Annotated in this window: 22 protein-coding genes and 1 pseudogene; 14 read left to right on the top strand and 9 right to left on the bottom strand. The window is 37.7% G+C overall.

The window, feature by feature from the left end; translation table 11 throughout:
* Positions 1-8 precede the first annotated feature (8 nt).
* A pseudogene (locus V3565_RS03155) lies at positions 9-1,743 on the bottom strand (stimulus-sensing domain-containing protein); the annotation flags it as partial.
* Between the two features lie 104 nt (positions 1,744-1,847).
* Entirely contained in the window at positions 1,848-2,570 is a 723-nt protein-coding gene (locus V3565_RS03150) for a response regulator transcription factor (RefSeq protein ID WP_455477769.1), read from the bottom strand.
* A 361-nt stretch (positions 2,571-2,931) separates the two neighbouring features.
* On the opposite strand from V3565_RS03150, the gene lysM reads away from it, so the two are divergent.
* A complete protein-coding gene (lysM, locus tag V3565_RS03145; RefSeq protein ID WP_455477768.1) occupies positions 2,932-3,381 on the top strand; it encodes a peptidoglycan-binding protein LysM in 450 nt (149 codons plus the stop codon).
* Between the two features lie 120 nt (positions 3,382-3,501).
* Here the strand turns inward: lysM and V3565_RS03140 are convergent, their stop codons facing one another.
* Positions 3,502-4,056: a copper chaperone PCu(A)C gene (locus tag V3565_RS03140; protein ID WP_455477767.1), complete on the bottom strand. Its 555-nt coding sequence runs from the start codon at positions 4,054-4,056 to the stop codon at positions 3,502-3,504.
* A 643-nt stretch (positions 4,057-4,699) separates the two neighbouring features.
* Between V3565_RS03140 and dnaK the strand changes: the two genes are divergently transcribed.
* The 5 genes from dnaK (at position 4,700) to lepA (ending at position 12,648) form a co-directional block, all read left to right on the top strand.
* Complete coding sequence (gene dnaK / locus V3565_RS03135; protein WP_455477766.1) at positions 4,700-6,589, top strand: molecular chaperone DnaK; 1,890 nt, start codon at positions 4,700-4,702, stop codon at positions 6,587-6,589.
* Positions 6,590-6,745: 156 nt separating this feature from the next.
* Positions 6,746-7,888, top strand: coding sequence for a molecular chaperone DnaJ (dnaJ, locus tag V3565_RS03130; RefSeq protein ID WP_455478855.1), 1,143 nt, complete (start codon positions 6,746-6,748; stop codon positions 7,886-7,888).
* 630 nt (positions 7,889-8,518) lie between these two features.
* Entirely contained in the window at positions 8,519-9,424 is a 906-nt protein-coding gene (gene argB, locus V3565_RS03125; protein WP_455478850.1) for an acetylglutamate kinase, read from the top strand.
* A gap of 34 nt (positions 9,425-9,458) precedes the next feature.
* A complete protein-coding gene (locus tag V3565_RS03120; RefSeq protein WP_455478849.1) occupies positions 9,459-10,373 on the top strand; it encodes a DMT family transporter in 915 nt (304 codons plus the stop codon).
* Between the two features lie 469 nt (positions 10,374-10,842).
* On the top strand, positions 10,843-12,648 hold the full coding sequence (lepA, locus tag V3565_RS03115) for a translation elongation factor 4 (RefSeq protein WP_455478848.1): 1,806 nt from the start codon (positions 10,843-10,845) through the stop codon (positions 12,646-12,648).
* A gap of 80 nt (positions 12,649-12,728) precedes the next feature.
* Here the strand turns inward: lepA and dapD are convergent, their stop codons facing one another.
* Positions 12,729-13,577, bottom strand: a complete 849-nt coding sequence (gene dapD, locus V3565_RS03110) for a 2,3,4,5-tetrahydropyridine-2,6-dicarboxylate N-succinyltransferase (RefSeq protein WP_455478847.1) — start codon at positions 13,575-13,577, stop codon at positions 12,729-12,731.
* Between the two features lie 126 nt (positions 13,578-13,703).
* Between dapD and V3565_RS03105 the strand changes: the two genes are divergently transcribed.
* Positions 13,704-14,546 (top strand): LOG family protein, encoded by an 843-nt coding sequence (locus V3565_RS03105; protein ID WP_455478846.1) that lies wholly within the window; start codon positions 13,704-13,706, stop codon positions 14,544-14,546.
* A 31-nt stretch (positions 14,547-14,577) separates the two neighbouring features.
* Here the strand turns inward: V3565_RS03105 and truA are convergent, their stop codons facing one another.
* The 3 genes from truA to def are packed head-to-tail and all read right to left on the bottom strand — an operon-like array spanning position 14,578 to position 16,782.
* A complete protein-coding gene (gene truA, locus V3565_RS03100; protein WP_455478845.1) occupies positions 14,578-15,321 on the bottom strand; it encodes a tRNA pseudouridine(38-40) synthase TruA in 744 nt (247 codons plus the stop codon).
* A gap of 1 nt (position 15,322) precedes the next feature.
* Positions 15,323-16,252 (bottom strand): methionyl-tRNA formyltransferase, encoded by a 930-nt coding sequence (gene fmt, locus V3565_RS03095; RefSeq protein WP_455478844.1) that lies wholly within the window; start codon positions 16,250-16,252, stop codon positions 15,323-15,325.
* On the bottom strand, positions 16,252-16,782 hold the full coding sequence (gene def, locus V3565_RS03090) for a peptide deformylase (protein ID WP_455478843.1): 531 nt from the start codon (positions 16,780-16,782) through the stop codon (positions 16,252-16,254). The genes fmt and def overlap by 1 nt, the downstream gene beginning before the upstream one ends.
* 127 nt (positions 16,783-16,909) lie before the next feature.
* On the opposite strand from def, the gene V3565_RS03085 reads away from it, so the two are divergent.
* On the top strand, positions 16,910-18,085 hold the full coding sequence (locus V3565_RS03085; protein WP_455478842.1) for a DNA recombination protein RmuC: 1,176 nt from the start codon (positions 16,910-16,912) through the stop codon (positions 18,083-18,085).
* 151 nt (positions 18,086-18,236) lie between these two features.
* The gene (locus V3565_RS03080) at positions 18,237-18,824 is read left to right on the top strand and encodes a transglycosylase SLT domain-containing protein (RefSeq protein WP_455478841.1); all 588 of its coding nucleotides are present in this window, start codon (positions 18,237-18,239) and stop codon (positions 18,822-18,824) included.
* A gap of 483 nt (positions 18,825-19,307) precedes the next feature.
* Here the strand turns inward: V3565_RS03080 and V3565_RS03075 are convergent, their stop codons facing one another.
* Both V3565_RS03075 and V3565_RS03070 read right to left on the bottom strand, forming a co-directional pair.
* Entirely contained in the window at positions 19,308-19,559 is a 252-nt protein-coding gene (locus V3565_RS03075; protein WP_455478840.1) for a BQ00720 family protein, read from the bottom strand.
* A 12-nt stretch (positions 19,560-19,571) separates the two neighbouring features.
* A complete protein-coding gene (locus V3565_RS03070; protein WP_455478839.1) occupies positions 19,572-19,994 on the bottom strand; it encodes an Hsp20 family protein in 423 nt (140 codons plus the stop codon).
* A 117-nt stretch (positions 19,995-20,111) separates the two neighbouring features.
* Here V3565_RS03070 and nth point away from each other — a divergent pair, with 117 nt between their 5' ends.
* The 5 genes from nth (at position 20,112) to pheT (ending at position 25,252) form a co-directional block, all read left to right on the top strand.
* The gene (gene nth / locus V3565_RS03065) at positions 20,112-20,852 is read left to right on the top strand and encodes an endonuclease III (RefSeq protein ID WP_455478838.1); all 741 of its coding nucleotides are present in this window, start codon (positions 20,112-20,114) and stop codon (positions 20,850-20,852) included.
* A 135-nt stretch (positions 20,853-20,987) separates the two neighbouring features.
* The gene (rpmI, locus tag V3565_RS03060; protein ID WP_455478837.1) at positions 20,988-21,191 is read left to right on the top strand and encodes a 50S ribosomal protein L35; all 204 of its coding nucleotides are present in this window, start codon (positions 20,988-20,990) and stop codon (positions 21,189-21,191) included.
* A 32-nt stretch (positions 21,192-21,223) separates the two neighbouring features.
* Positions 21,224-21,625, top strand: coding sequence for a 50S ribosomal protein L20 (rplT, locus tag V3565_RS03055; protein WP_455478836.1), 402 nt, complete (start codon positions 21,224-21,226; stop codon positions 21,623-21,625).
* A gap of 95 nt (positions 21,626-21,720) precedes the next feature.
* Positions 21,721-22,806, top strand: coding sequence for a phenylalanine--tRNA ligase subunit alpha (gene pheS / locus V3565_RS03050; RefSeq protein WP_455478835.1), 1,086 nt, complete (start codon positions 21,721-21,723; stop codon positions 22,804-22,806).
* Positions 22,807-22,837: 31 nt separating this feature from the next.
* Positions 22,838-25,252, top strand: coding sequence for a phenylalanine--tRNA ligase subunit beta (gene pheT, locus V3565_RS03045; protein WP_455478834.1), 2,415 nt, complete (start codon positions 22,838-22,840; stop codon positions 25,250-25,252).
* Positions 25,253-25,496 lie beyond the last annotated feature (244 nt).

The raw sequence follows: 25,496 nt of genomic DNA, 5'->3' as shown, positions 1-25,496 counted from the left end.
TTAAGAGGTTAGTTAGCGAAGGGGAGAATGATAATAAATCGTGCACCAGTTTGACCATTTTTAATTACGGTATCAACAATATTTTCAGCTGTAATCGTTCCATTGTGAGCTTCTATGATTTGTTTACTGATAGACAGTCCGAGTCCTGAATTTTGTCCAAATGCATCTTCGTTTGGTCGATCTGTATAGAAACGTTCAAAAATACGCTCAATATTTTCTGAACGAATACCAGGTCCATTGTCTTCAATGATTAAGATAAGGGTCGAATCATCGCTTTTCATAGTTATGCAAATTTCACCACTATCATTGGAAATGAAAGAGCGTGCATTTTCAATAATATTGGAATTCAATAATATTGGAAATCACTTGACCTAAACGTAATTCATGCCCCAACACAAGATAGTTTTTTTCATGTGGGCGTGGAATAATATTAAGGTTTATATTAGCGTTTTTTGTATTACGGTATACTTCACGCATAGCATGAACAAGATTTTCTAGAAGTAATTGCATATCAACAAGTTGTGCAGTTTCGCGAGCAAGTTCTGCATCTAGTCGTGAGGCATCAGCAATATCAGTAATCAAACGGTCAAGACGATGTACATCATGTTGAATAATTTTAAATAATTGTGTCTGCGCTTTTTCATTTTTAGTCAATGGGAGTGTTTCAACTGCACTGCGTAGTGAAGTAAGCGGATTTTTTAATTCGTGACTTACATCAGCAGCGAAGCGTTCAATGGCTTCTATGCGCATATAAAGTGCATTGGTCATATCACGGATAGAAGTTGAAAGATGGCCAATTTCATCTTCGCGTGTAGAAAAATCAGGAATTTCTACACGCTTATTGTTGCCATGGCGAACACGGTTAGCCGATGCAGATAATTTGCTCAGTGGATGAGCAATTGTGTGAGCTAAAAATAGGGAAAGTACCAGAAGCACGCTACCGACAACGACAAAGGCCTTGAAAATGACCAATCTTTCACCCTTCACAATGTTGTCAATGTCTGAACCAATGGTTGTCAAAAGAAGAGCACCCACCACTGCACGATAGCGTTGAACAGGTACAGCAACAGAAACTATTAATTGACCTTGCCGATTGCGTCGTTTGGCGGTTGTAAGATATCCATTTAATGCTCGGTAAACTTCTGGATGAGCAATATCGTTGCTTTTTGCTTTCTTTTTATTAGGGGCAATGCTATTTTTGTAGAGTGCATTTGAAAACCACCAATAGAGACGTTCCCAGAGGCTTTGTTCAGCTTTAATGGGGGGTAGATCATAGATGAAAACTTCACCACTGGAATAAAGAACACGCGAATCAAGAAGTAAAGTAGCATCACGATCATATATACGTGCTCTTGTTGTTTTTGGTGTAATAAGACGCCGCAGGAGTGGAGCAATTTGTTCTGGATTAATAGGAAAATCCCAAGAATCAGTTGATTGGGGCGCGGGTGTAATGCTTTCTCCAGCTTGTAATTCTAAAAGTTTTTGAGGATCCACGAGAATAGAGTCTGTATCAATTGTTGCAGAGGCGGCGATGGCTCCAGCAATAATCTTTCCTTGTGTGCGAAGACTTTCTATTTTTGCTTCAATTAAACCATCACGAAACTGATTAAGATACAAAATACCTGTAACCAAAATGCCAAGAGCAGCAAGATTTAAAATGACAATACGGCGCGTAAGACTGGAAAAAAACAATTGTCTTAGTAGGCGTTGCGCCCGAAAATGCAAATTAGCAAGCATAGAAAACCATATTTAAGATATAGTACTTGGTGCTTTTTCCAGCAGATCTTTAAGTTAAATGTTTTTCATTACTAGTTTGATCACCGTTTAGATTTTTGCGATAAAATGACTTACACTTCGTGGAAACGGTAACCTACACCGTAAAGCGTTTCAATCATTGCAAAATCATCATCCACCTGTTTAAATTTCTTACGTAGACGTTTAATGTGACTATCAATGGTGCGATCATCTACATAAACTTGATCACTATAAGCAGCATCCATCAAAGCATCACGACTTTTCACAACTCCTGGTCGCTGTGCTAAAGTTTGAAGAATCAAAAACTCCGTGACGGTAAGGATAACAGGTTTATCTTTCCATGTACAGGTATGACGTTCTTGATCTATCACAAGATCTCCACGTTTAAGGGAGGAAGCAGGTGATGCTCCTGTTGCAAGTGGTTGGTTACGAGCATTTGAACGACGCAAAATAGCTTTTACTCTCTCAATGAGAAGACGTTGAGAGAAAGGTTTGGTAATAAAATCGTCAGCTCCCATTTTGAGACCAAACAGCTCATCAATTTCATCATCCTTAGAGGTAAGAAAAATAACTGGAACATCTGATTTTTGACGCAGTCGGCGTAAAAGTTCCATACCATCCATTCGAGGCATTTTAATATCAAAAATAGCTAAATGTGGGGGATGCAATGTTAAACCTTTGAGTGCAGATGCTCCGTCTGTATAGCTTTCAACCCGATATCCTTCTGTTTCAAGAGCAAAAGATAAGGATGTTAAAATATTGCGGTCATCATCAACAAGTACAATCGTTTGGGTGATTGTTGAATTATCCTTCATGGTTACTTAGACCTTTCTATTGCTATGGCAGCAAATCGCCTACGCTATTTATATGGGAGTTCACATTTTTTTTGCAAAACAAATATGATACAAATTATTACAGAGTAAAAAACCTTTCGCCTTCATAGTAAAAGCTATCTTGTTTTTGTAATTTTATAATGCTTTTGTGTGCATTAAGATCCCTCCGTTTAAACAAAATTTTTATTAAAGGTGTTTTATCAACGCTTACTGTTGTTTATGCCCAAGAAATGCACAAATTTATTTTTGATCGTTGAAGTTTAGAAAATACGCTTATCTGTTTTAAGAGCAAAGAAGATAGCATGGTGATGTATGAGTATAAACTGTACGAAAGGAAACCATAATGGGATTTTTTAATTTTGTTAAAACAGTTGGTGAAAGGATTGGTATTGGAGATAATGATTTAGAGGAAAAAGATTTTAAAGCTGCATTTGATAAGTTTCAGCTTGGTGCAGAAAAAGTGAATATTCGAGTTGAAAATGGTAAAGCTTTTCTAAGTGGTGAAGTTAAAGATAGGGAAACATTTGAAAAAGCAATTTTGATTGTTAGTAATTCGCAAGGTATTTCTTCTGTTGATGTTGCTCAGTTAAATATTGAAGATACTGCGTCTACAAAAGCTTCTCGTTTTTATGAAGTGAAATCTGGTGATAATCTTTGGAAAATTGCTGAAGAAGTTTATGGTAAAGGGTTTGGTGATAAGAATACATTTATTTTTGAAGCCAATAAGCCGATGTTAAAATCACCTGATAAAATTTATCCTGGACAAATTTTACGTATTCCTGAAATTGCTTGAGCATAATCTAGAGAGGGAATAAATCTTTTTATTTGTTTATGTTATGTTCTACAATGTTAGAAAAATCAAGAAGCGTGCAGTTTTTTCACGCTTCCAGTGTTAGGATATTGATTACAGAATTTATTGAGAAGGGACTGATTTAGGATTTGATCCTTCTATTGTAGCATTTACGTAAAAATCAATATCAATAGTGCCAGCTTTCTCGAATGTGAGTTTTGCGCTGATTTTGTCACCTGGTTTGAATGGCTGTGAAAGTCCCGTGAACATGATGTGGTCACCACCAGGCTTAAGTTTGATTTCGCCATTACCTGGAATTTCAATGCCATTGTGTATTTTTTCCATTTTCATAATATCGTTAACGACAGTCATGGAATGAATTTCTGTTGCTTGCACTCCTTTCGTTGAAATTGAAATTAAACGGTCTGGAGTATTGCCATGATTAATGATATGGAGATAACCACTGCCAACTTTTATACCGTTGGGTATTGCACGTATCCAAGGATGAATGATTTCGATATTACCAAGTTGGTACTGATGCGCAATTGCAGGTTGAGATATGAAAGCAAAGATACAAGCTAACACAGTATTTGTAGTCGCTTTTTTGAGTAGATATTGTGTGTAAGCAAGACTTTTATATATAAAAATTTTAATTCTCTTTATAAAAAATGTTGTCATTGATTGATCCTCCTGAACTAGATATTTTTTATAAACATCCCTTATCTAATTTATGTTTAGCAGAATTTTTATTCAAAATAAAAGAAAGAACCATTCGAATTATATTCATTTTAGTGTATAGCTAGGAACGTATAAATTTATTAATTACATTATGATTATTATGGTCAATTTTGATACTAATGATGGTTTCAATATTTATGAGATAAGTTTTTTTATGCCTAAATGAATTCTTAAAGTTATTTTGCAAATATTATATAGAATTATTGGCAATAAAGGAATCAAGAAAGATTCATTGTTGTTATCTTTGTTTGTTTTAATTTTCACATGAAATAATATTTTTATGTTTATGAAAATCACAAAAAAAGATATGGTATAGTGTTTGTACCTCAGTATAAAGTGATGTTAGTGCACAAGTGTAATCATTAATTGTAAAGAAAAATTTTATTTTAGAAATGTTTCTCTCATTATTCTCTTGTAGGTATAAGAGCCTGTTCTTATATACCAAGCAATAAAGCTTGTGGCGATTCTCAGTTTATTATGTTGTATAATTTGAAATTAAATGCAGGCTTTTAGTGTGATAAGGAGCTGTCTTAGAAAGATGCTTTATAAAGGTTGAGACAGTTTGCTGGATGGAGATTATAATATGGCAAAAGTAATTGGTATTGATTTGGGGACAACAAATTCTTGTATAGCTGTCATGGATGGCGCTAATGCAAAGGTTATTGAAAATTCAGAAGGAGCACGCACAACACCTTCTGTTGTTGCCTTTACTGATGGAGGTGAGCGGCTTGTGGGGCAGCCTGCTAAGCGGCAAGCAGTTACTAATCCTGAGGGAACGGTTTTTGCAGTTAAGCGTTTAATTGGGCGCCGATTTGATGATCCCATGGTTGAAAAAGATAAAGCCCTTGTTCCTTATAAAATTGTTAAAGGTGATAATGGCGATGCGTGGGTTGAAGAAGCTGGTAAGAAATATTCTCCATCACAAATTTCAGCTATGATTTTACAAAAAATGAAAGAAACCGCTGAGTCTTATCTTGGTGAGAAGGTTGAGCAAGCAGTTATCACTGTTCCTGCTTATTTTAACGATGCACAACGTCAAGCTACTAAAGATGCTGGTAAAATTGCTGGGCTTGAGGTTTTGCGGATCATCAATGAGCCAACAGCTGCTGCTTTAGCTTATGGTTTGGATAAAAAAGGTGGCAAAACTATAGCTGTTTACGATCTTGGGGGTGGTACGTTTGATATTTCTGTACTGGAAATTGGAGATGGCGTTTTTGAAGTGAAGTCAACCAATGGAGATACCTTTTTAGGTGGTGAAGACTTTGATATGCGCTTGGTCAGTTATTTTGCAGATGAATTTAAGAAAGAGCAAGGTATCGATCTGAAAAATGACAAACTGGCGCTGCAGCGTTTGAAGGAAGCAGCGGAAAAAGCAAAGATAGAGCTTTCTTCTTCACAACAGACAGAGGTTAATTTGCCATTTATCACAGCAGATCAATCTGGTCCTAAGCATTTAACGATGAAATTAACTCGGGCAAAGTTTGAGTCTTTAGTTGATGATTTGGTTCAGCGTACTATCAAACCTTGTAAAGCAGCATTAAAAGATGCGGGGTTAAGTGCTGGCGAGATTGATGAAGTTGTTTTGGTCGGGGGTATGACTCGTATGCCTAAGATCCAAGAAGTTGTGCAAAGTTTCTTTGGCAAAGATCCGCACAAAGGTGTTAATCCCGATGAAGTTGTGGCGATGGGCGCCGCTATCCAAGGGGGGGTATTACAGGGCGATGTGAAAGATGTTTTGCTTTTAGATGTAACGCCTTTGTCTTTGGGTATTGAAACTTTAGGTGGTGTCTTTACTCGCCTCATTGAGCGTAATACAACTATCCCTACTAAAAAATCACAAGTTTTTTCAACAGCTGATGATAATCAGAATGCTGTAACTATTCGTGTTTTCCAAGGTGAGCGTGAAATGGCTAATGATAACAAGTTGCTTGCTCAATTCGATCTTGTTGGCATTCCGCCTGCGCCGCGTGGTATACCACAGATTGAAGTTACTTTTGATATTGATGCGAATGGTATTGTAAATGTTTCCGCTAAGGATAAAGGAACAGGTAAAGAACATCAGATTCGTATTCAAGCATCAGGTGGTTTAAGTGACGCTGATATCGAAAAAATGGTAGAAGATGCAGAAAAGCATGCAGCCGAGGACAAAAAGCGCCGTGAAGGTGTTGAGATTAGAAATCAGGCAGAGGCTCTTGTTCATTCAACAGAAAAGTCGCTAAATGAATATGGTGATAAAGTATCAACTGAAGATAAAGGCCAAATTGAAACTGCGATATCTGATTTAAAGTCTTCACTTGATGGTATCGATATTGAAGATATAACGGCAAAAATGCAAAAATTAGCGGAAGTTAGCATGAAGCTTGGACAAGCCATGTATGAAGCTTCGAAAGCGGCAACTGACACCGAAACAGATGTAAAGAGTGATAATGTTGTTGATGCTGATTTCGAAGAAATTAATGATAAGAATAAATAGTGTAAGCAAATGTGTTGACCATTTGATAAGCCTAGCCTTTGAAATATAAGGCTGGGGTTTGTTGTTTGAGAGCAATTGTAATTCTGTTGCTAAGAACCTAAATTGGAAATAGACGCTATTTTGAGATGGATAGCAAAAAATTATCAGGAATACATGATGAAGGTTGATTATTATGAAATTCTTGGCGTAACACGTGAATGTGATGATAAAAAGCTGAAATCTGCTTTTCGTAAGTTGGCGATGCAATATCATCCTGATCGTAATGCAGGTGATAAAGAGGCGGAGCGGAAATTCAAAGAAATTGGCGAAGCTTATGAAATTCTCAAAGACCCTCAAAAGCGGGCAGCTTACGATCGCTTTGGCCATGCAGCTTTTGAAAATAATGGCCGAGAAGGAGCAAATCCATTTGGTAATTTTGCCACTGGTGGTGGTTTTGCTGATATTTTTGAAGATTTTTTTGGTGAAATTATGGGCGGTGGGCATCGCAAGCGTAGTGATGGTCGTGAGCGTGGTGCAGATTTAAGTTATAATATGGAAGTGTCTTTAGAAGAAGCATTTTCAGGAAAAACCGCGGAAATTAATATTCCAAGTTCTGTTGTTTGTGATTCTTGTGAGGGATCTGGTGCAAAAAAAGGATCTAAGCCACAAGCTTGTGGAACCTGCCATGGATCTGGTCGTGTGCGTGCTGCACAAGGATTCTTTTCTATTGAGCGAACCTGTCCTATATGTCATGGGCGCGGTGAAATAATTAAAGATCCATGCCCGAAGTGTAATGGAACAAGACGAGTAGAAAAAATTCGTTCGTTAAGTGTTAATATTCCAGCTGGTATTGAAGATGGTACACGTGTTCGTCTTTCTGGTGAAGGTGATGCGGGTATTCGTGGTGGCCCTAGTGGTGACCTTTATATTTTTCTTTCCATCAAACCACATGAATTTTTTCAGCGAGAAGGGGCAGATCTTCATTGTCATGTTCCTATTTCAATGGTTACTGCGGCTTTAGGAGGTGAGTTTGAGGTTTCTGACCTTGATGGTGTTAAGGCACGTGTTAGAGTGCCAGAAGGTACCCAAAATGGGTGCCAATTTCGCCTTAAGGGCAAAGGAATGCCTATGTTGCGTAAACAAGATAGGGGTGATCTTTATATCCATATCACTATTGAAACACCGCAAAAATTAACAAAAGAGCAGCGTGAGTTGTTACAAGAGTTTGAGAAGCTTTCAAATCATGAAAATTCACCACAATCACATGGCTTTTTTGCGCGTATGAAAGAGTTTTTTGAAAATATTTCTGGTCAAAATTAATGGACAAGTACGAAGATGGAACGCTTAACATATTATTTAATTAAATTTTCTATTTTATCAAAAGCATTGAAATGGTTAACGTTTTAAAAATGAGAGTTCCTATTCGCTTTAGTCTAATTTTAATTCACCTTTCCGTTAATAGGTGTGTTGATTAGTTCGCATTCTTCTTTTTATGGCTATACAGGTAAATTTTACTTTAAAATGTCTATTTTGAATTTCTTCATAACATTTGTATTATAGTTTGATATGACTAGCTATTGTATTTTTTATCTCTGGAGTTTTGTGCGTTTTTACTATCAATTACAAATTTATCCTGCATCAAACGTTGTAATTAATTTGCTGTTTAAGTTTTGACTTGATTGATTTAATGTTGCTTTATTAAATACAAAAATGGATGAGTATAAAAGTATTTTTCGTAGTGTTGAGCAGGATTTTTGTTCAATGCTTTAAGATATTTTGTTTGGTAAATTGCGTTTGATGCTGTTTATAGAGAGCATTAACGAATTTCAATATTTTGTATATACACGATATTTTATTGGAGATTTTACTAGAGAATGGATAGAGTAGAATTTTTTCACTTTTCCTAAATTTCATTAAGAGATGATGAAAAGTAATGAGGAGGCTCTTTTTATGGATGATATTGGGAAAGCGGCTGCAGGTGTTTTTGAGAAACAAGCAGCATTTTTATCATCTGCTCTGCCTTATATGCAAAAATATGAAAATGAAACAGTTGTCGTAAAATATGGCGGTCACGCTATGGGAGATCCTACTTTAGGTCGTGCATTTGCGCGTGATATTGCTCTGTTAAAACAATCAGGTATTAATCCCATCGTGGTACATGGTGGTGGTCCTCAAATTGCTGATATTTTAATGAAAATGGGGATTGAGTCGCGATTTGAAAATGGTTTGCGTGTAACTGATGAGCGAATTGTTGAAGTTGTTGAAATGGTTTTGGCAGGATCCATAAATAAGGAAATTGTTGCTCTTATTAATGCTGAAGGTGAGTGGGCAATAGGATTGTGCGGAAAAGATGGCAATATGGTTTTTGCTGAAAAAGCTTATAAGACTGTAATTGATCCTGATTCAAATATTGAGCGTGTTTTAGATTTAGGATTTGTTGGTGAGCCTGTGGAAATTGATCGTACATTACTGGATCTTCTGGCTTGTTCTGAGATGATTCCAGTTATTGCTCCTGTTGCGCCTGGTCGCGACGGAAAAACCTATAATATTAATGCTGATATTTTTGCTGGAGCTATTGCTGGTGCTTTAGAAGCCAAACGCCTTTTGTTTTTAACTGATGTTCCTGGGGTTTTGGATAAAGATGGTAAAGTTTTAAAGGAATTAACAATTTCTGAAGCTGAAAGCCTCATCAAGAATGGAACGATTTCAGCAGGTATGATTCCAAAGGTAGAAACATGCATTAATGCTCTTCGAAATGGTGTAGAAGGTGTGGTTATTTTGAATGGGAAAACTCCCCATTCTGTTTTGCTTGAATTATTTACTGAACATGGAGTTGGGACACTTATTGTTTCCTAAAAATATATAAGATCAATTAAAGGATAAAACTTTTATGGCTGGAATCACACAGTTGAAGCGCCCTTTATTCAGCAAACAGGAATTTGCGTTATTTTCTGTGACAATACTTTGGGGAATTACATTTTTAGTAATCCATATCGCGGTACGTTATAGTGGTCCTTTCTTTTTTGTAGGATTTCGTTTTATCGTTGCATCATTTTTGTGTGGAGCAATTTTTTGGCGCTCTATGAAAGGTCTAACTGTTTATGAAATTTTTGCTGGTATGGCTATTGGTATTGGCATGTTTCTTGGTAATGCTTTGCAAGCATCAGGACTTCAGACTATCATTAGTAGTCAATCGGCTTTTATTACGGCACTGTATGTACCAATGGTTCCAATATTGCAGTGGATTATTTTTAAAAAGCCATCTCGTTTTACTAGTTGGATTGGTATTATTTTTGCTTTTACTGGACTTATGTTTGTTTCCGGAGGAGGAGGAAAAGGTATTGATTTCTCAAAAGGTGAAATTCTTACTTTGTTAGGTGCTTTGGCTATTGCTGGAGAGATTATTTTAATTGGGCTTTTTGCTAATAAGGTTGATAGTCGTCGCATTACGATTGTACAGTTATTTTTTGCTGGCCTTTTTTCATTTTGTTGTATGCCTTTGGTCGGGGAAAGTATGCCTGCATTTTCATGGGTATGGTTGAATATTGGTATGGGATTGGCGTTTATGAGCGCAGTGATCCAATGGACTATGAATTGGGCACAAAAATCCGTTTCACCTACTCGTGCAGCAATCATTTACGCGGGTGAGCCTGTATGGGCTGGTATTGTTGGGCGTGTGGCTGGAGAGTATTTATCTCCTTTAGCGTTATTAGGTGGTTTGTTTATTTTGATTGGGATTATCGTGTCTGAATTGCAGCCTTCACAATGGCGTAAGAAAGATAAATTTATTCAAAGACGCGACTAATTTACTTCCTCAGCAACAATAATTTTAATGATAGTTCTTCTGAAATGGGAGCTGTTTGTTGGGGTTATCCATATTTATGATTCTTTTTAGAGAGGATAAGATATGCTTTAAAGATTTTAATCTTCAAGGTAGTCAATTAATGTTTTTTTTTAAGTTGGTAGAGTAGGTTGTGGTATACAAGTGAAAAGGAAGCACAGAGTGTAGGTCTAAGAGATTAAGCTGTATGCAATTTTTGATATTATAGAAAATAAGGGCGTTGGTGATAATTTAAGCTGAGATGAGAAAAATAAGAGAATATTTAATCACTTTATAAAGTATTTTGCTTGGTTGATGATATATAATTTTCATTTTTTTATAGGTTATGAGAAGCGATTTCTTCGGGAATAACCGACCTTTATTCTGTTACAGATTGTCAAAAGTGTATAATTGGTCTTTGCGTTTTGTGTTATTCTTTGCTAAATCGCGCTGTATGACTGTAGATCGCAATAACATACGTAATTTTTCTATTGTAGCTCACATAGATCACGGGAAGTCAACTCTGGCTGATCGCCTCATCCAGATAACTGGTGGCCTTGAGACACGGGAGATGAAAGAACAAGTTCTGGATTCTATGGATATTGAGCGTGAACGTGGGATTACAATTAAAGCACAAACAGTCCGTTTGTGCTATAAAGCAAATGATGGTGAGACCTATATCTTAAATCTTATTGATACACCGGGTCATGTTGATTTTGCTTATGAAGTGTCGCGTTCATTGGCAGCTTGTGAAGGTTCATTGCTGGTAGTAGATGCGAGCCAAGGTGTGGAAGCGCAAACATTAGCAAATGTTTATCAAGCTATTGATAACTCTCATGAGTTAGTTGTTGTACTCAATAAAATTGATCTTCCAGCATCGGAACCTGAGCGTGTTAAAGAACAAATTGAAGATGTAATTGGTATTGATACATCTCAGGCAGTAGAAATATCAGCGAAAACAGGTTTGGGAGTTTCTGATGTTTTGGAAGCGATTGTAACACAATTGCCACCTCCGCACACTGGTGATATTACCAAGCCATTAAAGGCAATGTTAGTTGACAGTTGGTATGATGCTTATCTTGGTGTTATTGTTTTGGTGCGCGTAATTGATGGTGTATTAAAAAAAGGCCAAACCATCCGTATGATGGGTACAGGAGCGAAATATCCAGTGGAGCGAGTTGGGGTATTTACCCCAAAAATGATTCAGGTTGATGAGTTAGGACCAGGGGAAATAGGTTTTATAACAGCTTCTATCAAAGAAGTTGCTGATACACGGGTTGGGGATACTATTACTGAAGAACGCCGCTCTTGTGAAGATGCGTTGTCTGGTTTTAAACCTGCTCAACCAGTTGTTTTTTGTGGACTGTTCCCAGTTGATGCAGCCAATTTTGAAGATTTACGCGCAGCTATGGGAAAATTGCGTTTGAATGATGCTAGCTTTTCCTTTGAAATGGAAACATCAGCTGCCTTAGGTTTTGGTTTTCGTTGTGGTTTTTTAGGGCTTCTTCATCTTGAAATTATTCAGGAACGGTTAGAGCGTGAATTTAATTTAGATTTAATTGCAACAGCACCTTCTGTTGTTTATCGTGTGAATATGAATGATGGTTCTGTTAAGGAGTTGCACAACCCATCAGATATGCCAGATGTTGTAAAAATTTCTTCCATTGAAGAACCATGGATTCGGGCAACAATTATGACACCTGATAATTATCTTGGAGCTATCCTAGAGCTTTGTCAAGAACGGCGCGGAGTGCAGGTTAGTTTGTCCTATGTTGGGACACGTGCTATGGTGACATATAATTTGCCTTTAAATGAAGTTATTTTCGATTTTTATGACCGTTTAAAGTCAATTTCTAAGGGATATGCTTCCTTTGATTATCAAATGACTGAATATTCTGAGGGTGATTTAGTTAAAATGTCTATTTTAGTTAATGGAGAATGTATTGATGCTTTGTCAATTCTTGTGCATCGCAGCATAGCAGAAAGGCGTGGGCGCTCTATGTGTGAAAAATTAAAAGATCTTATTCCTCAACATATGTTTCAGATTCCGGTTCAGGCAGCGATTGGTGGTAAAATTATTGCTCGTGAGACAATTCGTGCTTTGCGTAAAGATGTAACAGCTAAATGTTACGGAGGCGATGTTACGCGTAAGCGCAAACTTTTAGAAAAACAAAAAGAGGGCAAAAAAAGAATGCGGCAATTTGGAAAGGTAGAAATTCCGCAATCTGCTTTTATTCAGGCGCTCAAAATGAGCAAATAACAAGAAAAGAGAGATGTTTTTTACTAGTCAACCTACTTTGTACATTTTGTTTATCAATTAAGATTCTTAAAAAATACTTTTTAGTTTCTCAACAGATCATTAATTGATGTTTTTTCTCGTGTTTTTTGGTCGACTCGTTTGACAATAACGGCACAATAAAGACTAGGACCTTGTTCGCCATTTGGTAATTGCTTTCCAGGAAGTGATCCTGGTACAACAACAGAGTATGCTGGTACTTCACCTATAAAAATTTCTCCTGTTGTCCGGTCGATAATTTTTGTTGATTTTCCAATAAAAACTCCCATGCTTAAAACGGCACCTTCACGGATAATACAACCTTCAACGATTTCAGAGCGTGCACCTATAAAACAATGATCTTCAATAATTGTTGGATTTGCTTGTAGTGGTTCTAAAACGCCTCCAATTCCGACACCACCAGAAAGATGCACATGTTTACCAATTTGTGCACATGAACCAACGGTAGCCCATGCATCAACCATTGTTCCTTCATCAATAAAAGCTCCAAGATTTACAAAGGAGGGCATTAATATAACATTTGGCGCGATATAGGCAGAATGGCGCACAATTGCTCCAGGAACCGAACGGAAATCAGCGTTTTTAAAATCATCTTCTTGCCAACCTGAAAATTTTGAAGGTATTTTATCCCACCAATATGTTTTGTTTGCTCCACCTGGAATAATATGCATAGAATTAAGGCGAAAGGAGAGAAGAACAGCCTTTTTCAACCATTGGTGTACATACCATTGCCCGTCTTTTTTCCGTGTAGCAACGCGCACTTTACCTTGATCGAGAAGGTTTAATACATGTTCAACACTGTCACGGATTTCGCCTTTTGTCGTGGTATTGATGGAATCGTGGTTATTGAAGGCTTTTTCAATAATTATTTCAAGTTGCGCAAGATCGGTCATATTTAAAATTCTGTTAAACAGGTTGAAAGCTTCAAGATTTATTCTATCACAACTTACGTGAAGAAATGTTTTCAGTCAATAAAACGATTAGCATACAGGAAGCGTATAGGAAAGGGTATAAGAAAAATGAAAAAAGAAAAAAAGAGTGAGGGCTCATGTTTTCATAAAAGTGAAGCAATACAGCAGGTATATAAAGTTTCCAATGTATCACAGGTGCACTCACCTACTTACCGTTTAGCTTATATTGATCAGGATTTTATGATGCGTTCTGAATTACGCTCACAACGCATTGGTCTAGAATTTTTAAAACCGGAAATAATACTTAAAGAAAATGGTATTCAATCGACAGTCGTTTTATTTGGTGGTGCGCGTATTCCTGAACCTGGTAAAGAAGCATGGGCAGCAAAAAATGAAACCCAAAAGAAAAATTTGCATGCTATGTCGCATTATTACAGTGAAGCAAGAGAATTTGCGCGTTTGTGCTCATGCTATTCTGCTACAACTGAGTATCGCGAATTTGTGGTTGTCACTGGGGGAGGTCCTGGAGTAATGGAAGCCGGAAATCGCGGTGCTGTTGATGTTGGTGCACCAACGATTGGTTTGAATGTTGTTTTACCTCATGAGCAAGCGCCTAATCCTTATGTGACTCCACATTTGTGTTTTAATTTTCATTATTTGGGGATGCGAAAAATGCATTTTTTAATGCGAGCAAAAGCATTAGCTATTTTTCCTGGAGGGTTTGGTACTCTAGATGAGTTGTTTGAGGCATTAACTTTAATTCAAACGGGGCGTATGAAGCGTGTTCCGATTTTCATGTTTGGCGAGGAATTTTGGAGCAAAGTGATCAATTTTGAATATTTATCCGCGCAAGGTACAATTTCTCCTTCTGATCTTTCTCTTATGATATTTGTTAACACAGCTGCGGAAGCTTTTGAGAACATTCGTTCCTTCTATAGACTCGCTCAATAACTTTTTAGGAAGCAACTTTTATCGGACACAGTTAGTAATCAACTTTTGTTAAGTATAGTCCTGAGGGGGGGGCGACCATACCACAGCGTATACGATCTTTGGCATGGAGAGCTGCTTCAAGATCTTGTACTGTCCAGCGCCCAATACCAACTTCCATGAGACTTCCTACAAATGAACGGATCTGATGATGAAGAAAAGAACGAGCTTGTGCATAAAGGAGAATTTCTTCACCTTTTTTTTGTACATCTAAGCGTTCAAGAGTACGAATGGGGCTTTTAGCTTGGCAGTGAATCGATCGGAAAGTGGTAAAATCATGCCGTCCTACGAGTTTTTGCGCAGCTTCGTGCATAGCTTCGGCATTGAGGGGTTTTGGTAGCCACCATACACGTTTGATATTTAGAGCTGGTGGTGAGCGGCGATTGAGAATTTTAAAAAGATAATGGCGCTTAGTTGCACAGAAACGTGCGTGAAAGCTCTCGGGAACATTTTGTACATTTAAGATAGAAATGTTTTCACCTTGCTGTTGTAAATGGGCATTGATCGCATCGCGTATAGTATGGGTATGCCAGTTTTTTTCAAAATCAATGTGAGCGACTTGTCCTGTGGCATGCACACCCGCATCAGTTCTGCCGGCAGTCATAACGGTTAGTTTTTGGCCGCTAAAGCGAAAAATAGCCTGTTCAATGGCACCTTGTATAGTATGAAGATTTTCTTGACGTTGCCATCCCGCGTAATTTGAACCATCATATTCAATAGTGAGTTTAAAACGTGGCATATCAAAAGACAGCAGAAATATTAGATCCGTGTAAAAATGTTGAGCTATCAAGAATTTTTCCACCAGACCTTTGAAGATGGGTTATTTCAAGGCGTCCCTGTCCACAATGGATAATCATACTATCTGGTTCTATTCGACCAATTTCTAGCGAGCGCCCTGTTGCTAAACGACTTCCAAGAATTTTTACTCTCTGTTGTTTTCCTCCTATAATCATTTCACACCAGCAACCAGGAAAAGGAGAGAGAGCACGGATGTTCCTATGAATACATGTCGCTGATTGTGTCCAATCAATTTGAGTTTCTTCTTTTTTGATTTTTGAGGCGTAGGTAATTCCTTCTAGTGGTTGCGGAGTGAGCTTAAGCTGGCCTTTTTCAAGAGCTGATAAAGCTTTCACGATAAGTTTTGCTCCCATATGTGAAAGTGTATCTGCAAGTTCGGCGGTTGTAGTATTATCGGTTATGCGGGTAGATTGGGATAGAGCAATTGGTCCTGTATCTAGCCCTTCATCCATTTTTATTATCATTATGCCTGTTTCTTGATCACCAGCCATTATCGCACGCTGTATAGGTGCGGCACCGCGCCAGCGTGGCAATAATGATGCATGCACATTAAAACAACCAAAGCGAGGTGTTGCAAGAATGGTTTTCGGTAAAAGTAATCCGTAGGCTACGACAATAGCAACGTCAATGGAGAGTGCTGTAAAGTGGGCTTGTTCTTCAGCTGTTTTGAGAGTTTGAGGAGTAAAAACAGGAATTGATTTTTCTTTTGCTGCATTGTGAACAGGTGAAGGGATAAGTTTAAGACCACGGCGCCCTGCTGGGCGAGGAGGTTGACTATAAACTGCTACAATATCATGTCCTGCGTCCAACAAAGCCTGTAAAATAGGCACAGAAAAATCAGGAGTTCCCATGAAGCTTAACCGTAATGCCATTATAAAATTGCTTCCTTCACGGTTTTTTCTTTTGCACGTTTTTTAAATTTTCGTATCACCATATCGCGCTTAATTTTTGAAATATGATCAATAAAAAGTTGGCCATTTAAATGATCAATTTCGTGTTGTAAACAAGTTGCCAAGAGATTATCTGCTTCCATTTCTGTTTGTTGTCCTTCGTGATTTCTATAGCGAACGCGTAGGCATTTAGGACGCTCAACTTCTGCGTAATACTCAGGAATGGAAAGGCAGCCTTCGTTAAAAATACTGCGTTCATCCGAGAGCCATAAAATTTCCGGATTAATAACAATAAGTGGATCTTTAGGAGTATTTTTTTCAGCAATATCAATGACCAGCATACGTACTGGTACGCCAATTTGAATGGCGGCTAAGCCAATTCCTTGAGCACTATACATCGTATCCAACATATCATCAGCGAGCTTTTGAATAGTTGAATCAATCTGCTCTACTGGTTTAGACACTTGTCGTAAAATTTGATCAGGTAATGTAATTAACGTTTTAATTGACATAAGTGCAGACTAATCAATGGTTTGTTATGGGTCAACATTGAATAACAGATTCTCGCGCTTTTTTACGATAAGATCATTATATTATTTGCATTTTTGATTCGTTTTTTCTTTATTTGGATGAGCAATAATGGATGATTGGTTAGAAAAACAAAGAATAGATCCTTTATCATCTTTGCAAAAAGTTGACATACTTTTGGGCGATTCTTTTGCTAAACTGATAGTTTTGCTTTTACTGGTTGGTTTAGTATTTTTTATACTGATTCAGTTTAATCGAAAAAAGGCACTTTTAGAAAATGAAATAGCTGAACGTGCTTGTGAAGCGCAAACGCAGATGGCAACATTATTGAAAACGCAAGCCGAAATGCAAGGGCGTATGCAAGCAATAGTAGAGATTTTTGGTCAAAGGCAAGCTGAATTAAACCAGTCTATTCGTGAGCAGCTTAATGTGATGACAAGCAATGTGAATCAAACTCTCCAAGTGCAAACTAAATCTACTTATGAAAATTTGACTCGTTTACAAGAACGGTTAGCGGTGATTGATGCAGCGCAAAATAATATTCAGTCTCTTACAGGACAAGTGGTTCAGCTACAGGACATTCTTAGTAATAAGCAAACCCGAGGTATTTTTGGTCAGGGACGTATGGAAGCAATTATTGCTGATGCTTTGCCAGCTAATTCTTACGTTTTTCAAGCAACTCTTTCAAATGGAAAGCGACCAGATTGTCTCATTCATATGCCTAATAAAGCACCCTCTCTTGTTGTTGATGCGAAATTTCCTCTTGAAGCTTGGAATATGATACGTAAAGCATCATCATCTCAAGAACGTCAAGAGGCAGAACGACAATTTCGTACAGATATGGAGATCCATATTCGTGATATTGTACAAAAATATTTGATTCCTGGGGAAACACATGATATAGCTTTCCTTTTTGTGCCATCAGAGTCGATTTTTGCAACCATCTATGAAAATTTTGAGTCGGTTGTGCAAAAAGCTAACCGAGCGCACGTAATTATTGTATCGCCATCTTTATTGATGTTGTCTGTCCAAGTTGTACAAACAATTATTAAGGACGCTCGTATGCGCGAACAAGCGCATTTAATTCAGTTGGAAATAGCAAAATTTATGGAAGATTTTGAACGAATGGATGCACGTATTCGTGCTTTGCAGAAGCATTTTTACAAAGTGGGTGAAGATATTGAAGCAATTTTAGTATCATCCTCTAAAATTATGAAACGTGCCAGTCGTATTGAGGCCTTCGAATTAAACGATTCTATCTCAACGCAGATGGAGGATTCTGTCTAACCACAAACTCAGTCACAAACAGTGTGTTTTGTTGATGATGAGGAATAAGTAAGCCTCTCTGTGCAATAAGTTTAAGCCAATCTTTTATTGATTGGTAATAATTTTTTAGTACCTATGGCTTGTGTATTTCCCAATGAAAGGAATAGAAAATATGCGACACCTTTTGTTTTTGGGAGCATTGGTGTTTTTTTTAGGAGGATGCGCGACAACTCCTCCCATGTACACAGATAATGCTTGTGCTGTTTTGGCTCAAAAAGATGGTTTTTTTGATAATTGGGAGAAGGCTTCCAAAAGCGCAGAAATGCGTCATGGAATTCCTATGCCTATCATTCTTGCAACCATTAATATGGAATCAAGTTTTCGTCGTGATGCACGTCCTCCACGTACAAAATTGCTTGGTTTTATTCCATGGAAGCATAGGTCGACAGCGTATGGTTATTCTCAAGCACTGGACAGTACATGGGCGATGTATCTTCGCTCTACAGGAAAATCTTTTGCAAAGCGTACCAATTTTGCAGATGCTGCTGATTTTGTTGCTTGGTATCATCGTCAAAGTGTTCAACGTAATGGTGTTAGGTTTGATGATGCCTATAGCCTTTATTTAAACTATCATATGGGTCATAGCGCTTATGCGCGTAACAGGGGTCATGCAACAATATCCATTACAAAAGCAGCACAGCGTATGGCAGTAATGTCTAAACGCTATGAACAGCAATTAAAGACATGTGGGCGTCGTTAAGAATAATGATGAACACATATAATCTAAATTGGATAAGATATATCGTGGAATTAGCTTTATGGTATAATTTTTTACAATTTGAATTTGTGGGTGTAGTTTTTGGGGTTATGCAGATTGGGTAAATCTAGACTATAAAGATTTTTTCTATGTATGTAGGAATATAGAAGCTTTTGTAGAAAACAAAATACGGAACCGATAGTATGGAAAATTGATAATGAGCATACATAAAATAACAGGAATCAACGAATATTCTTTGTATAAAAAAGTAAAAAGAATAAACGCTATTACTTCAAAAGGTTTATGGTATATAGATATATCTTAAGTCAAAGAATAGCTGCACCTTTTCGATTGAAAACAGTCACAACACCCTGACGCCTAAATTTTCTTCGATTTATCCATATAGGAAGATATTTACTGTTATGTTCTATTAAGCACAGCCAGCAGAGTTTATGACGATATTCTGATTATTTTTTGTTAGGTGGTCTAGTGTAAAGTTACAATTTGTAATTCATGATCGTCAGCTCCAGCAAGAGCAATAGAGCGCTCATCGGATAAAATAATTGGATAACCTGTTTCACCAAAAAGTGCCCATATTGTAATACCTGGGGTCATTGGTGGAAGATCTGGAAAGTTTTTAGCTAGGTCATCTGTGCAAACTTTCTTTAAATAGGCAACCTTTCCTGCATCAGAGTAAGTCATGTCCTGCAATAACAAGTTTTGTTTATACTCTTCCATTTCATTGTTCCTTTATGTCTTGACTTTGATAGGAATCTGCTTCATTTGTTTCTTTGATTTGGGTTTGTATAGGTTAATCGATAAGAGACCATTTTTCAACTCGGCATTTGTTACGTGCATTCCTTCAGCAAGAACAAAGGTGCGTTGAAATTGGCGTGCAGCTATCCCACGATATAAATATTGGTGATTTTGGCTATCTGTTTGTTTACCATGAATGATAAGTTGATTATCGTTTAGTAAGATGCTGAGGTTATTGACCTTAAATCCAGCAACGGCCAAGGTTATACGAATATGGTTTGCGTCATCATTTTTATGTAAACGTTCAATGTTATAGCTTGGATATGCTTCATCAGCTTTACCAATACGTTGCAATATTTTCTCTACTGCTTCAAATCCTAAAAGAAGGGGATTGGAGAAAGGCGTCACATATGTCATTAGTGCGTATCCTCTTCAAAGCGGCTATTTGATCAAATCTCGAAAAAGCGTTTGCTGTGTTTTTCTCAATATGGCGAGCATTAGTGGGAACTTCAAGGGAGAAGATGGGAGAGTTAAATGATTCAGAAAACAATAAAATTATTAAATGCACAAAGAGTTTCTGAAATATTATATAGAGAAGATGAAATTGCAGAGATATTTCGCCGTTTTTCTATTCAACGTCCCACTCCCAAAAGTGATCTCATTTATACAAATACTTTTACTCTTTTAGTTGCGGTTGTTCTTTCAGCCCAAGCTACAGATGTTAGCGTTAATAAAGCTACAAAAGAATTATTTCGCCTTGCGGATAAACCGGCAAAAATGGTTAAATTGGGAGAAGAAGAAATTGCACGTCATATTCGTACAATTGGTCTTTGGCGTGCGAAATCTCGCAATATTTACGCGCTTTGCAGATTTTTAATTGATCATTATGGTAGTAAAGTACCTAATGATCTTGAGGCGCTTATGTCACTTCCTGGTGTGGGGCGAAAAACTGCTAATGTTGTTTTGAATATTGCTTTTGGCAAGCCTACTATTGCAGTAGATACGCATATTTTTCGCCTTGGAAATCGTCTTGGTTTAGCACCTGGCAAAACACCAGAGATGGTTGAAGAAAATTTGCTCAAGATTGTACCATCCCATTATCTTCGTCACGTTCATCATTGGCTTGTTTTACATGGTCGCTATGTTTGTCAAGCACGTAAAGCACAATGCGTACAGTGCATTATTGCTGATTTATGTAAAGCATCCATCAAAACAAATGCAATTCCAGCACCTTTGGTAGAAATCCAAGGCAATGGAGCACCGATTTTTTTTTGATACAGTCTTGCTATTTTGTGTATACTAGCTTATGAAAACATTGTTGGAACCGTCCGGCAGGGCATGCCGTGGCTGTTCAGGTGCTTGTTCAGGCTTTGGTCAGCTTGATTGAATCTAGAGATATGGAGTAGCAAAATGCCCAAGATGAAGACCAAATCATCCGCTAAAAAGCGGTTCAAAATTACTGCGTCAGGTATGGTAAAGGCAGCAGCTGCAGGCAAACGTCACGGCATGATTAAACGTTCGAATAAATTTATTCGTGATGCGCGTGGGATGATGATTTTGGCTGAGCAAGATGCTAAAAAAGTTGTTCAGTGTTATTTACCTAATAGCCTTTAAGTTTTGCATTTTGATTTTTAGGAGATAGTGACATGGCGCGTGTAAAAAGAGGTGTTACGGCTCATGCTAAGCACAAAAAAGTCCTTAAACAGGCTGAGGGTTTTTACGGTAGGCGTAAAAACACTATCCGTGCAGCTAAAGCGGCTGTTGATCGTTCAAAGCAGTATGCTTATCGTGATCGTAAAAATAGGAAACGCACTTTTCGTGCTTTGTGGATTCAGAGGATTAATGCAGCTGTTCGCGCAGAAGGCTTGACTTATGGGCGTTTTATTGATGGCTTATCGAAAGCCGGTATTGAGGTTGATCGTAAAATTCTTTCCGATATAGCAGTTCACGAGTCTGCAACATTTTCTGCTTTGGTTGCTTCTGCAAAGAAGGCTTTGGAGTATTTGAAAGATACAACGCCTAATGCTTTTGAAGGCGCTGTCAAGTAAGCCAGTTGTGTTCTCTTAAAGCATTTATTTATTCGGGATCCCGTACTGGTTATTTCTAGTGCGGGTTTTTTTTTATTCAAAAATAGGCAGAAAATATGAGCGATATTGAGCGTTTAGAACAGGATATTTGTTTAGCTTTAGAAGCTGCCAGTGACGAACAGGCACTTGAAGCAGTGCGTGTTGCAGCTTTGGGAAAAAAGGGTAGTATTTCTGAAAAATTAAAAGCATTAGGAAAGATGAATGCTGAAGAGCGTCATAAGGTTGGCTCGGCTCTTAATGGACTAAAAAATCGTGTTTTAGAATTATGGGCGCAAAAGCGTGATATTCTCAAGCGTCAGGCAATAGATGAGCGCCTTTCTAGAGAGACTGTAGATGTAACTTTGCCTGTTCGTTCTTCACCTATAGAACGAGGCCGTATTCATCCTATCTCACAGGTGATTGAAGAAATTACAGCTATTTATATGAATATGGGGTTTTCTCTTGCTGAGGGACCAGATATTGAAACAGATTATTATAATTTCACTGCATTGAATTTTCCTAAAGATCATCCAGCTCGCGAAATGCATGATACCTTTTTTTTTGATACTGATAAAATGGGAGAGCGAAAATTATTGCGTACCCATACATCACCCGTACAAATTCGTACGATGGAAAAGAAACAGGCACCCATACGCATTATCATACCTGGAAAAACTTATCGTATGGATTCGGATGCTACCCATTCGCCAATGTTTCATCAAATAGAAGGTCTTGTTATTGATAAGGTTTCCACCATTGCACACATGATGTGGGTTCATGAAACTTTTTGTAAAGATTTTTTTGAAGTTCCTTCTGTGAATATGCGTTTTCGTCCATCTTTTTTTCCTTTTACTGAGCCGTCTATGGAAGTAGATATCCAGTGTGATCGTTCTGGTTCAGAAGTCAGGTTTGGGGAAGGATGTGATTGGCTAGAAATCTTGGGATGTGGAATGGTACATCCTAATGTATTGAAAAATGTTGGTTTAGATCCTGATGAATATCAGGGTTTTGCATGGGGAATGGGCATTGATCGTATTGCCATGTTAAAATACGGCATGCCTGATTTGCGTGCTTTTTTTGATGCTGATTTGCGTTGGTTAGATCATTATGGTTTTCGTTACTTTGATATGCCTGCTTTTTTTTCTGGTTTAAGCAATGTGTGATCTTATCACAGTCTTTATGTGAGGTTTTAGAATGAAATTTACACTATCTTGGTTGAAAGATCACTTAGAAACAGATGCATCTTTGAATGAGATTTGCGATAAACTAACAGCTATTGGCCTTGAGGTTGAGCATGTTGATGACCGTTCTTCTTTAAAAGGTTTTATTATAGCAAAGATTTTAACAGCAATTAAACATCCTAATGCAGATAAATTACAAGTTTTATCGGTTGATATGGGATCTGGCACACCTGTACAAGTTGTATGTGGGGCACAAAATGCATGTGTTGGGCTTGTTGGTGTTCTTGCGTTGCCAGGTACTTATGTGCCCGGACTTGATGTAACATTATCTGTAGGCAAAATTCGTGGTGTTGAAAGTTTTGGGATGATGTGTTCACAAGCGGAGCTTGAGTTATCAGACGAGCATCACGGGATTATAGAATTACCAAAAGATGCACCTATTGGAGTTGAATTTGCAGCTTACGCGGGTTTAAATGATCCTGTAATTGATATTGGTTTGACACCTAATCGTTCTGATTGTGCAGGTGTTCGTGGAATTGCTCGTGATTTGGCTGCTACTGGAATTGGGCAATTAAAGGAATTATCGTTACCACAGTTTGCTATTTTTTTTGAACCTACGGTTCAAGTTTCTCTGGATTTTTCACGAGATAGATCCTTATGCACAGGGTTTGCTTGGTGTGAGATTCGTGATGTGAAAAATGGCGCGTCGCCACAGTGGATGCAACAGCGTTTAAGTGCAATTGGTTTGAGACCAGTGAACGCTTTGGTTGATATAACCAATTATATAACTTTTGACCTTGGTCGCCCACTTCATGTTTTTGATGCAGATAAGATTAGGGGGAGTTTAATTGTACGTCGTGGTCGTGAAGGTGAATGCCTTCAGGCACTTAATGGAAAAATCTATAATTTGGGGAGCAAAGATTGCATTATTGCAGATGAAGAGGGGATCGTTGCGATTGCTGGTATTATTGGTGGTGAAAGAACAAGCTGTGATGAGACGACACGTCGCGTTATTATTGAATCAGCACTTTGGGATGCACAAAGCATTGCACAGACAGGTCGTGTATTAGGAATTATTAGTGATGCACGTTATCGATTTGAACGGGGTGTTGACCCTGATTTTATGGAAACAGGGCTTAAGATTGCAAAAGAGTTTGTCTTACGTTTTTGTGGTGGTAAGGTATCAAAGACGAAGATCGTTGGTTATCAGAAGCCAGCAATCAAACAGATTACCTTTCCTTTTTCTGAAATTAAACGTTTAACACATTTAGAAATAGAACGTGAACAAGCAATTACTATTTTGACACAGCTTGGATTTTGCGTTGAAGATGAAGGAGATGTAGCTACAGTTAAAGTACCAACATGGCGTCATGATATTGCTGGTAAAGCTGATTTAGTGGAAGAGGTTATGAGGGTTTATGGATTGGATAAAATTAAACCTATCCCATTAAAAAATAGTGCAGAAAGAAGGAGTCAAGTTTTAACATGTGCGCAAATTCGTTCACGTACTGCTCGTTTAGCTTTAGTGTGTCGTGGTATGAAGGAAGTTGTAATGTGGTCCTTTATTTCTGAAAATCAGGCATTTGCTTTTGGAGGAGGTCAGGCACAGCTGAAATTGGTAAATCCTATTACTGCGGATATGTCAGTAATGCGTCCTTCTCTTTTGCCTGGTTTGCTTATGGCAGCACAGAGGAATGCTGATCGTGGTTTTCCAGATATTGCTTTGTTTGAAGTTTCCAGTATCTATGAAGATGATACACCCGATAAACAGCAACGTGTTGTTGGTGGTGTTCGTCGTGGAACAGAACGATTTGAGGGAGCAGGACGCTTTTGGAATGGTAATGTTGTAGCTGTTGATGTCTTTGATGCTAAAGCAGATGCATTGGCTGTTTTAGAAGCGTGCGGTGTAGATATTGGCAAGGTGCAAATTGAAACTGGGGCACCTAATTGGTATCATCCAGGTCGTTCGGGTGTTATGAAGCTTGGATCAAAGGTGATTCTTGGTTTTTTTGGTGCTTTTCATCCTGCAACATTAGAGGAATTAGATGTTGGCGGTCCTTTATGTGGATTTGAAATTTTTCTTGATCGGATTCCAGAATCAAAGAAAAAGACAATAAAAAGTCGTTCTCCTTTGAAATTATTACCTTTTCAAATGGTGCGACGTGATTTCGCGTTTGTCGTTGATAAAACGATAGCATCCTCTTTGATTATCCGTGCTGCGAGTGGAGCGGATAAAAAGCTTATTCATTCAGTACAGGTTTTTGATATTTTTGAAGATTCAGCGCTTGGCGAAGATAAAAAATCTATTGCAATTGAGATTTCTATTCAACCTGTTGAGCGGACTTTAACCGATGAGGATCTAGAAGAGCTTACTTTGAAAGTGGTAAAAAGTGTTACAAAAATGACGGGTGCGCGTTTACGCTGTTGAGTATATTATACTTAAATTATTTTATGAAGTAGGGAGTATTCTTAAATACTCCCTTAATTTTTAAATATTCAAAATTTATAAAGTTTTTTGCAAAAGTTGTTTCTAAAATTAGGTTATTTTTTTAAAAGCTTTTTTAAGGCGCAAAAATATATTTCAAAATAACTTAAAAAATTATTCTTTTAGTCAAAATCCTTTATTGCAAAAATAAAAGATAGTTGCTATCTCTAAATGGTAATGCAAATCA

This window comes from Bartonella sp. B10 (assembly GCF_053794435.1).
Note: the sequence above shows the minus strand (reverse complement) of the source record. Positions and strands in the feature narration are given on the sequence as shown.

Bases quoted from the DNA above. Each gene is read 5' to 3' on its own strand.
- dnaJ (WP_455478855.1), top strand. From the start codon at position 6,746: ATGAAGGTTGATTATTATGAAATTCTTGGCGTAACACGTGAATGTGAT.
- nth (WP_455478838.1), top strand. From the start codon at position 20,112: ATGATTCAGAAAACAATAAAATTATTAAATGCACAAAGAGTTTCTGAA.
- argB (WP_455478850.1), top strand. From the start codon at position 8,519: ATGGATGATATTGGGAAAGCGGCTGCAGGTGTTTTTGAGAAACAAGCA.
- rpmI (WP_455478837.1), top strand. From the start codon at position 20,988: ATGCCCAAGATGAAGACCAAATCATCCGCTAAAAAGCGGTTCAAAATT.
- V3565_RS03085 (WP_455478842.1), top strand. From the start codon at position 16,910: ATGGATGATTGGTTAGAAAAACAAAGAATAGATCCTTTATCATCTTTG.
- truA (WP_455478845.1), bottom strand. From the start codon at position 15,321: ATGCCACGTTTTAAACTCACTATTGAATATGATGGTTCAAATTACGCG.
- V3565_RS03140 (WP_455477767.1), bottom strand. From the start codon at position 4,056: ATGACAACATTTTTTATAAAGAGAATTAAAATTTTTATATATAAAAGT.
- V3565_RS03105 (WP_455478846.1), top strand. From the start codon at position 13,704: ATGAAAAAAGAAAAAAAGAGTGAGGGCTCATGTTTTCATAAAAGTGAA.
- V3565_RS03075 (WP_455478840.1), bottom strand. From the start codon at position 19,559: ATGGAAGAGTATAAACAAAACTTGTTATTGCAGGACATGACTTACTCT.
- lysM (WP_455477768.1), top strand. From the start codon at position 2,932: ATGGGATTTTTTAATTTTGTTAAAACAGTTGGTGAAAGGATTGGTATT.
- V3565_RS03080 (WP_455478841.1), top strand. From the start codon at position 18,237: ATGCGACACCTTTTGTTTTTGGGAGCATTGGTGTTTTTTTTAGGAGGA.
- fmt (WP_455478844.1), bottom strand. From the start codon at position 16,252: ATGGCATTACGGTTAAGCTTCATGGGAACTCCTGATTTTTCTGTGCCT.
- V3565_RS03150 (WP_455477769.1), bottom strand. From the start codon at position 2,570: ATGAAGGATAATTCAACAATCACCCAAACGATTGTACTTGTTGATGAT.
- pheS (WP_455478835.1), top strand. From the start codon at position 21,721: ATGAGCGATATTGAGCGTTTAGAACAGGATATTTGTTTAGCTTTAGAA.
- V3565_RS03070 (WP_455478839.1), bottom strand. From the start codon at position 19,994: ATGACATATGTGACGCCTTTCTCCAATCCCCTTCTTTTAGGATTTGAA.
- V3565_RS03120 (WP_455478849.1), top strand. From the start codon at position 9,459: ATGGCTGGAATCACACAGTTGAAGCGCCCTTTATTCAGCAAACAGGAA.
- def (WP_455478843.1), bottom strand. From the start codon at position 16,782: ATGTCAATTAAAACGTTAATTACATTACCTGATCAAATTTTACGACAA.
- pheT (WP_455478834.1), top strand. From the start codon at position 22,838: ATGAAATTTACACTATCTTGGTTGAAAGATCACTTAGAAACAGATGCA.
- dnaK (WP_455477766.1), top strand. From the start codon at position 4,700: ATGGCAAAAGTAATTGGTATTGATTTGGGGACAACAAATTCTTGTATA.
- lepA (WP_455478848.1), top strand. From the start codon at position 10,843: ATGACTGTAGATCGCAATAACATACGTAATTTTTCTATTGTAGCTCAC.
- dapD (WP_455478847.1), bottom strand. From the start codon at position 13,577: ATGACCGATCTTGCGCAACTTGAAATAATTATTGAAAAAGCCTTCAAT.
- rplT (WP_455478836.1), top strand. From the start codon at position 21,224: ATGGCGCGTGTAAAAAGAGGTGTTACGGCTCATGCTAAGCACAAAAAA.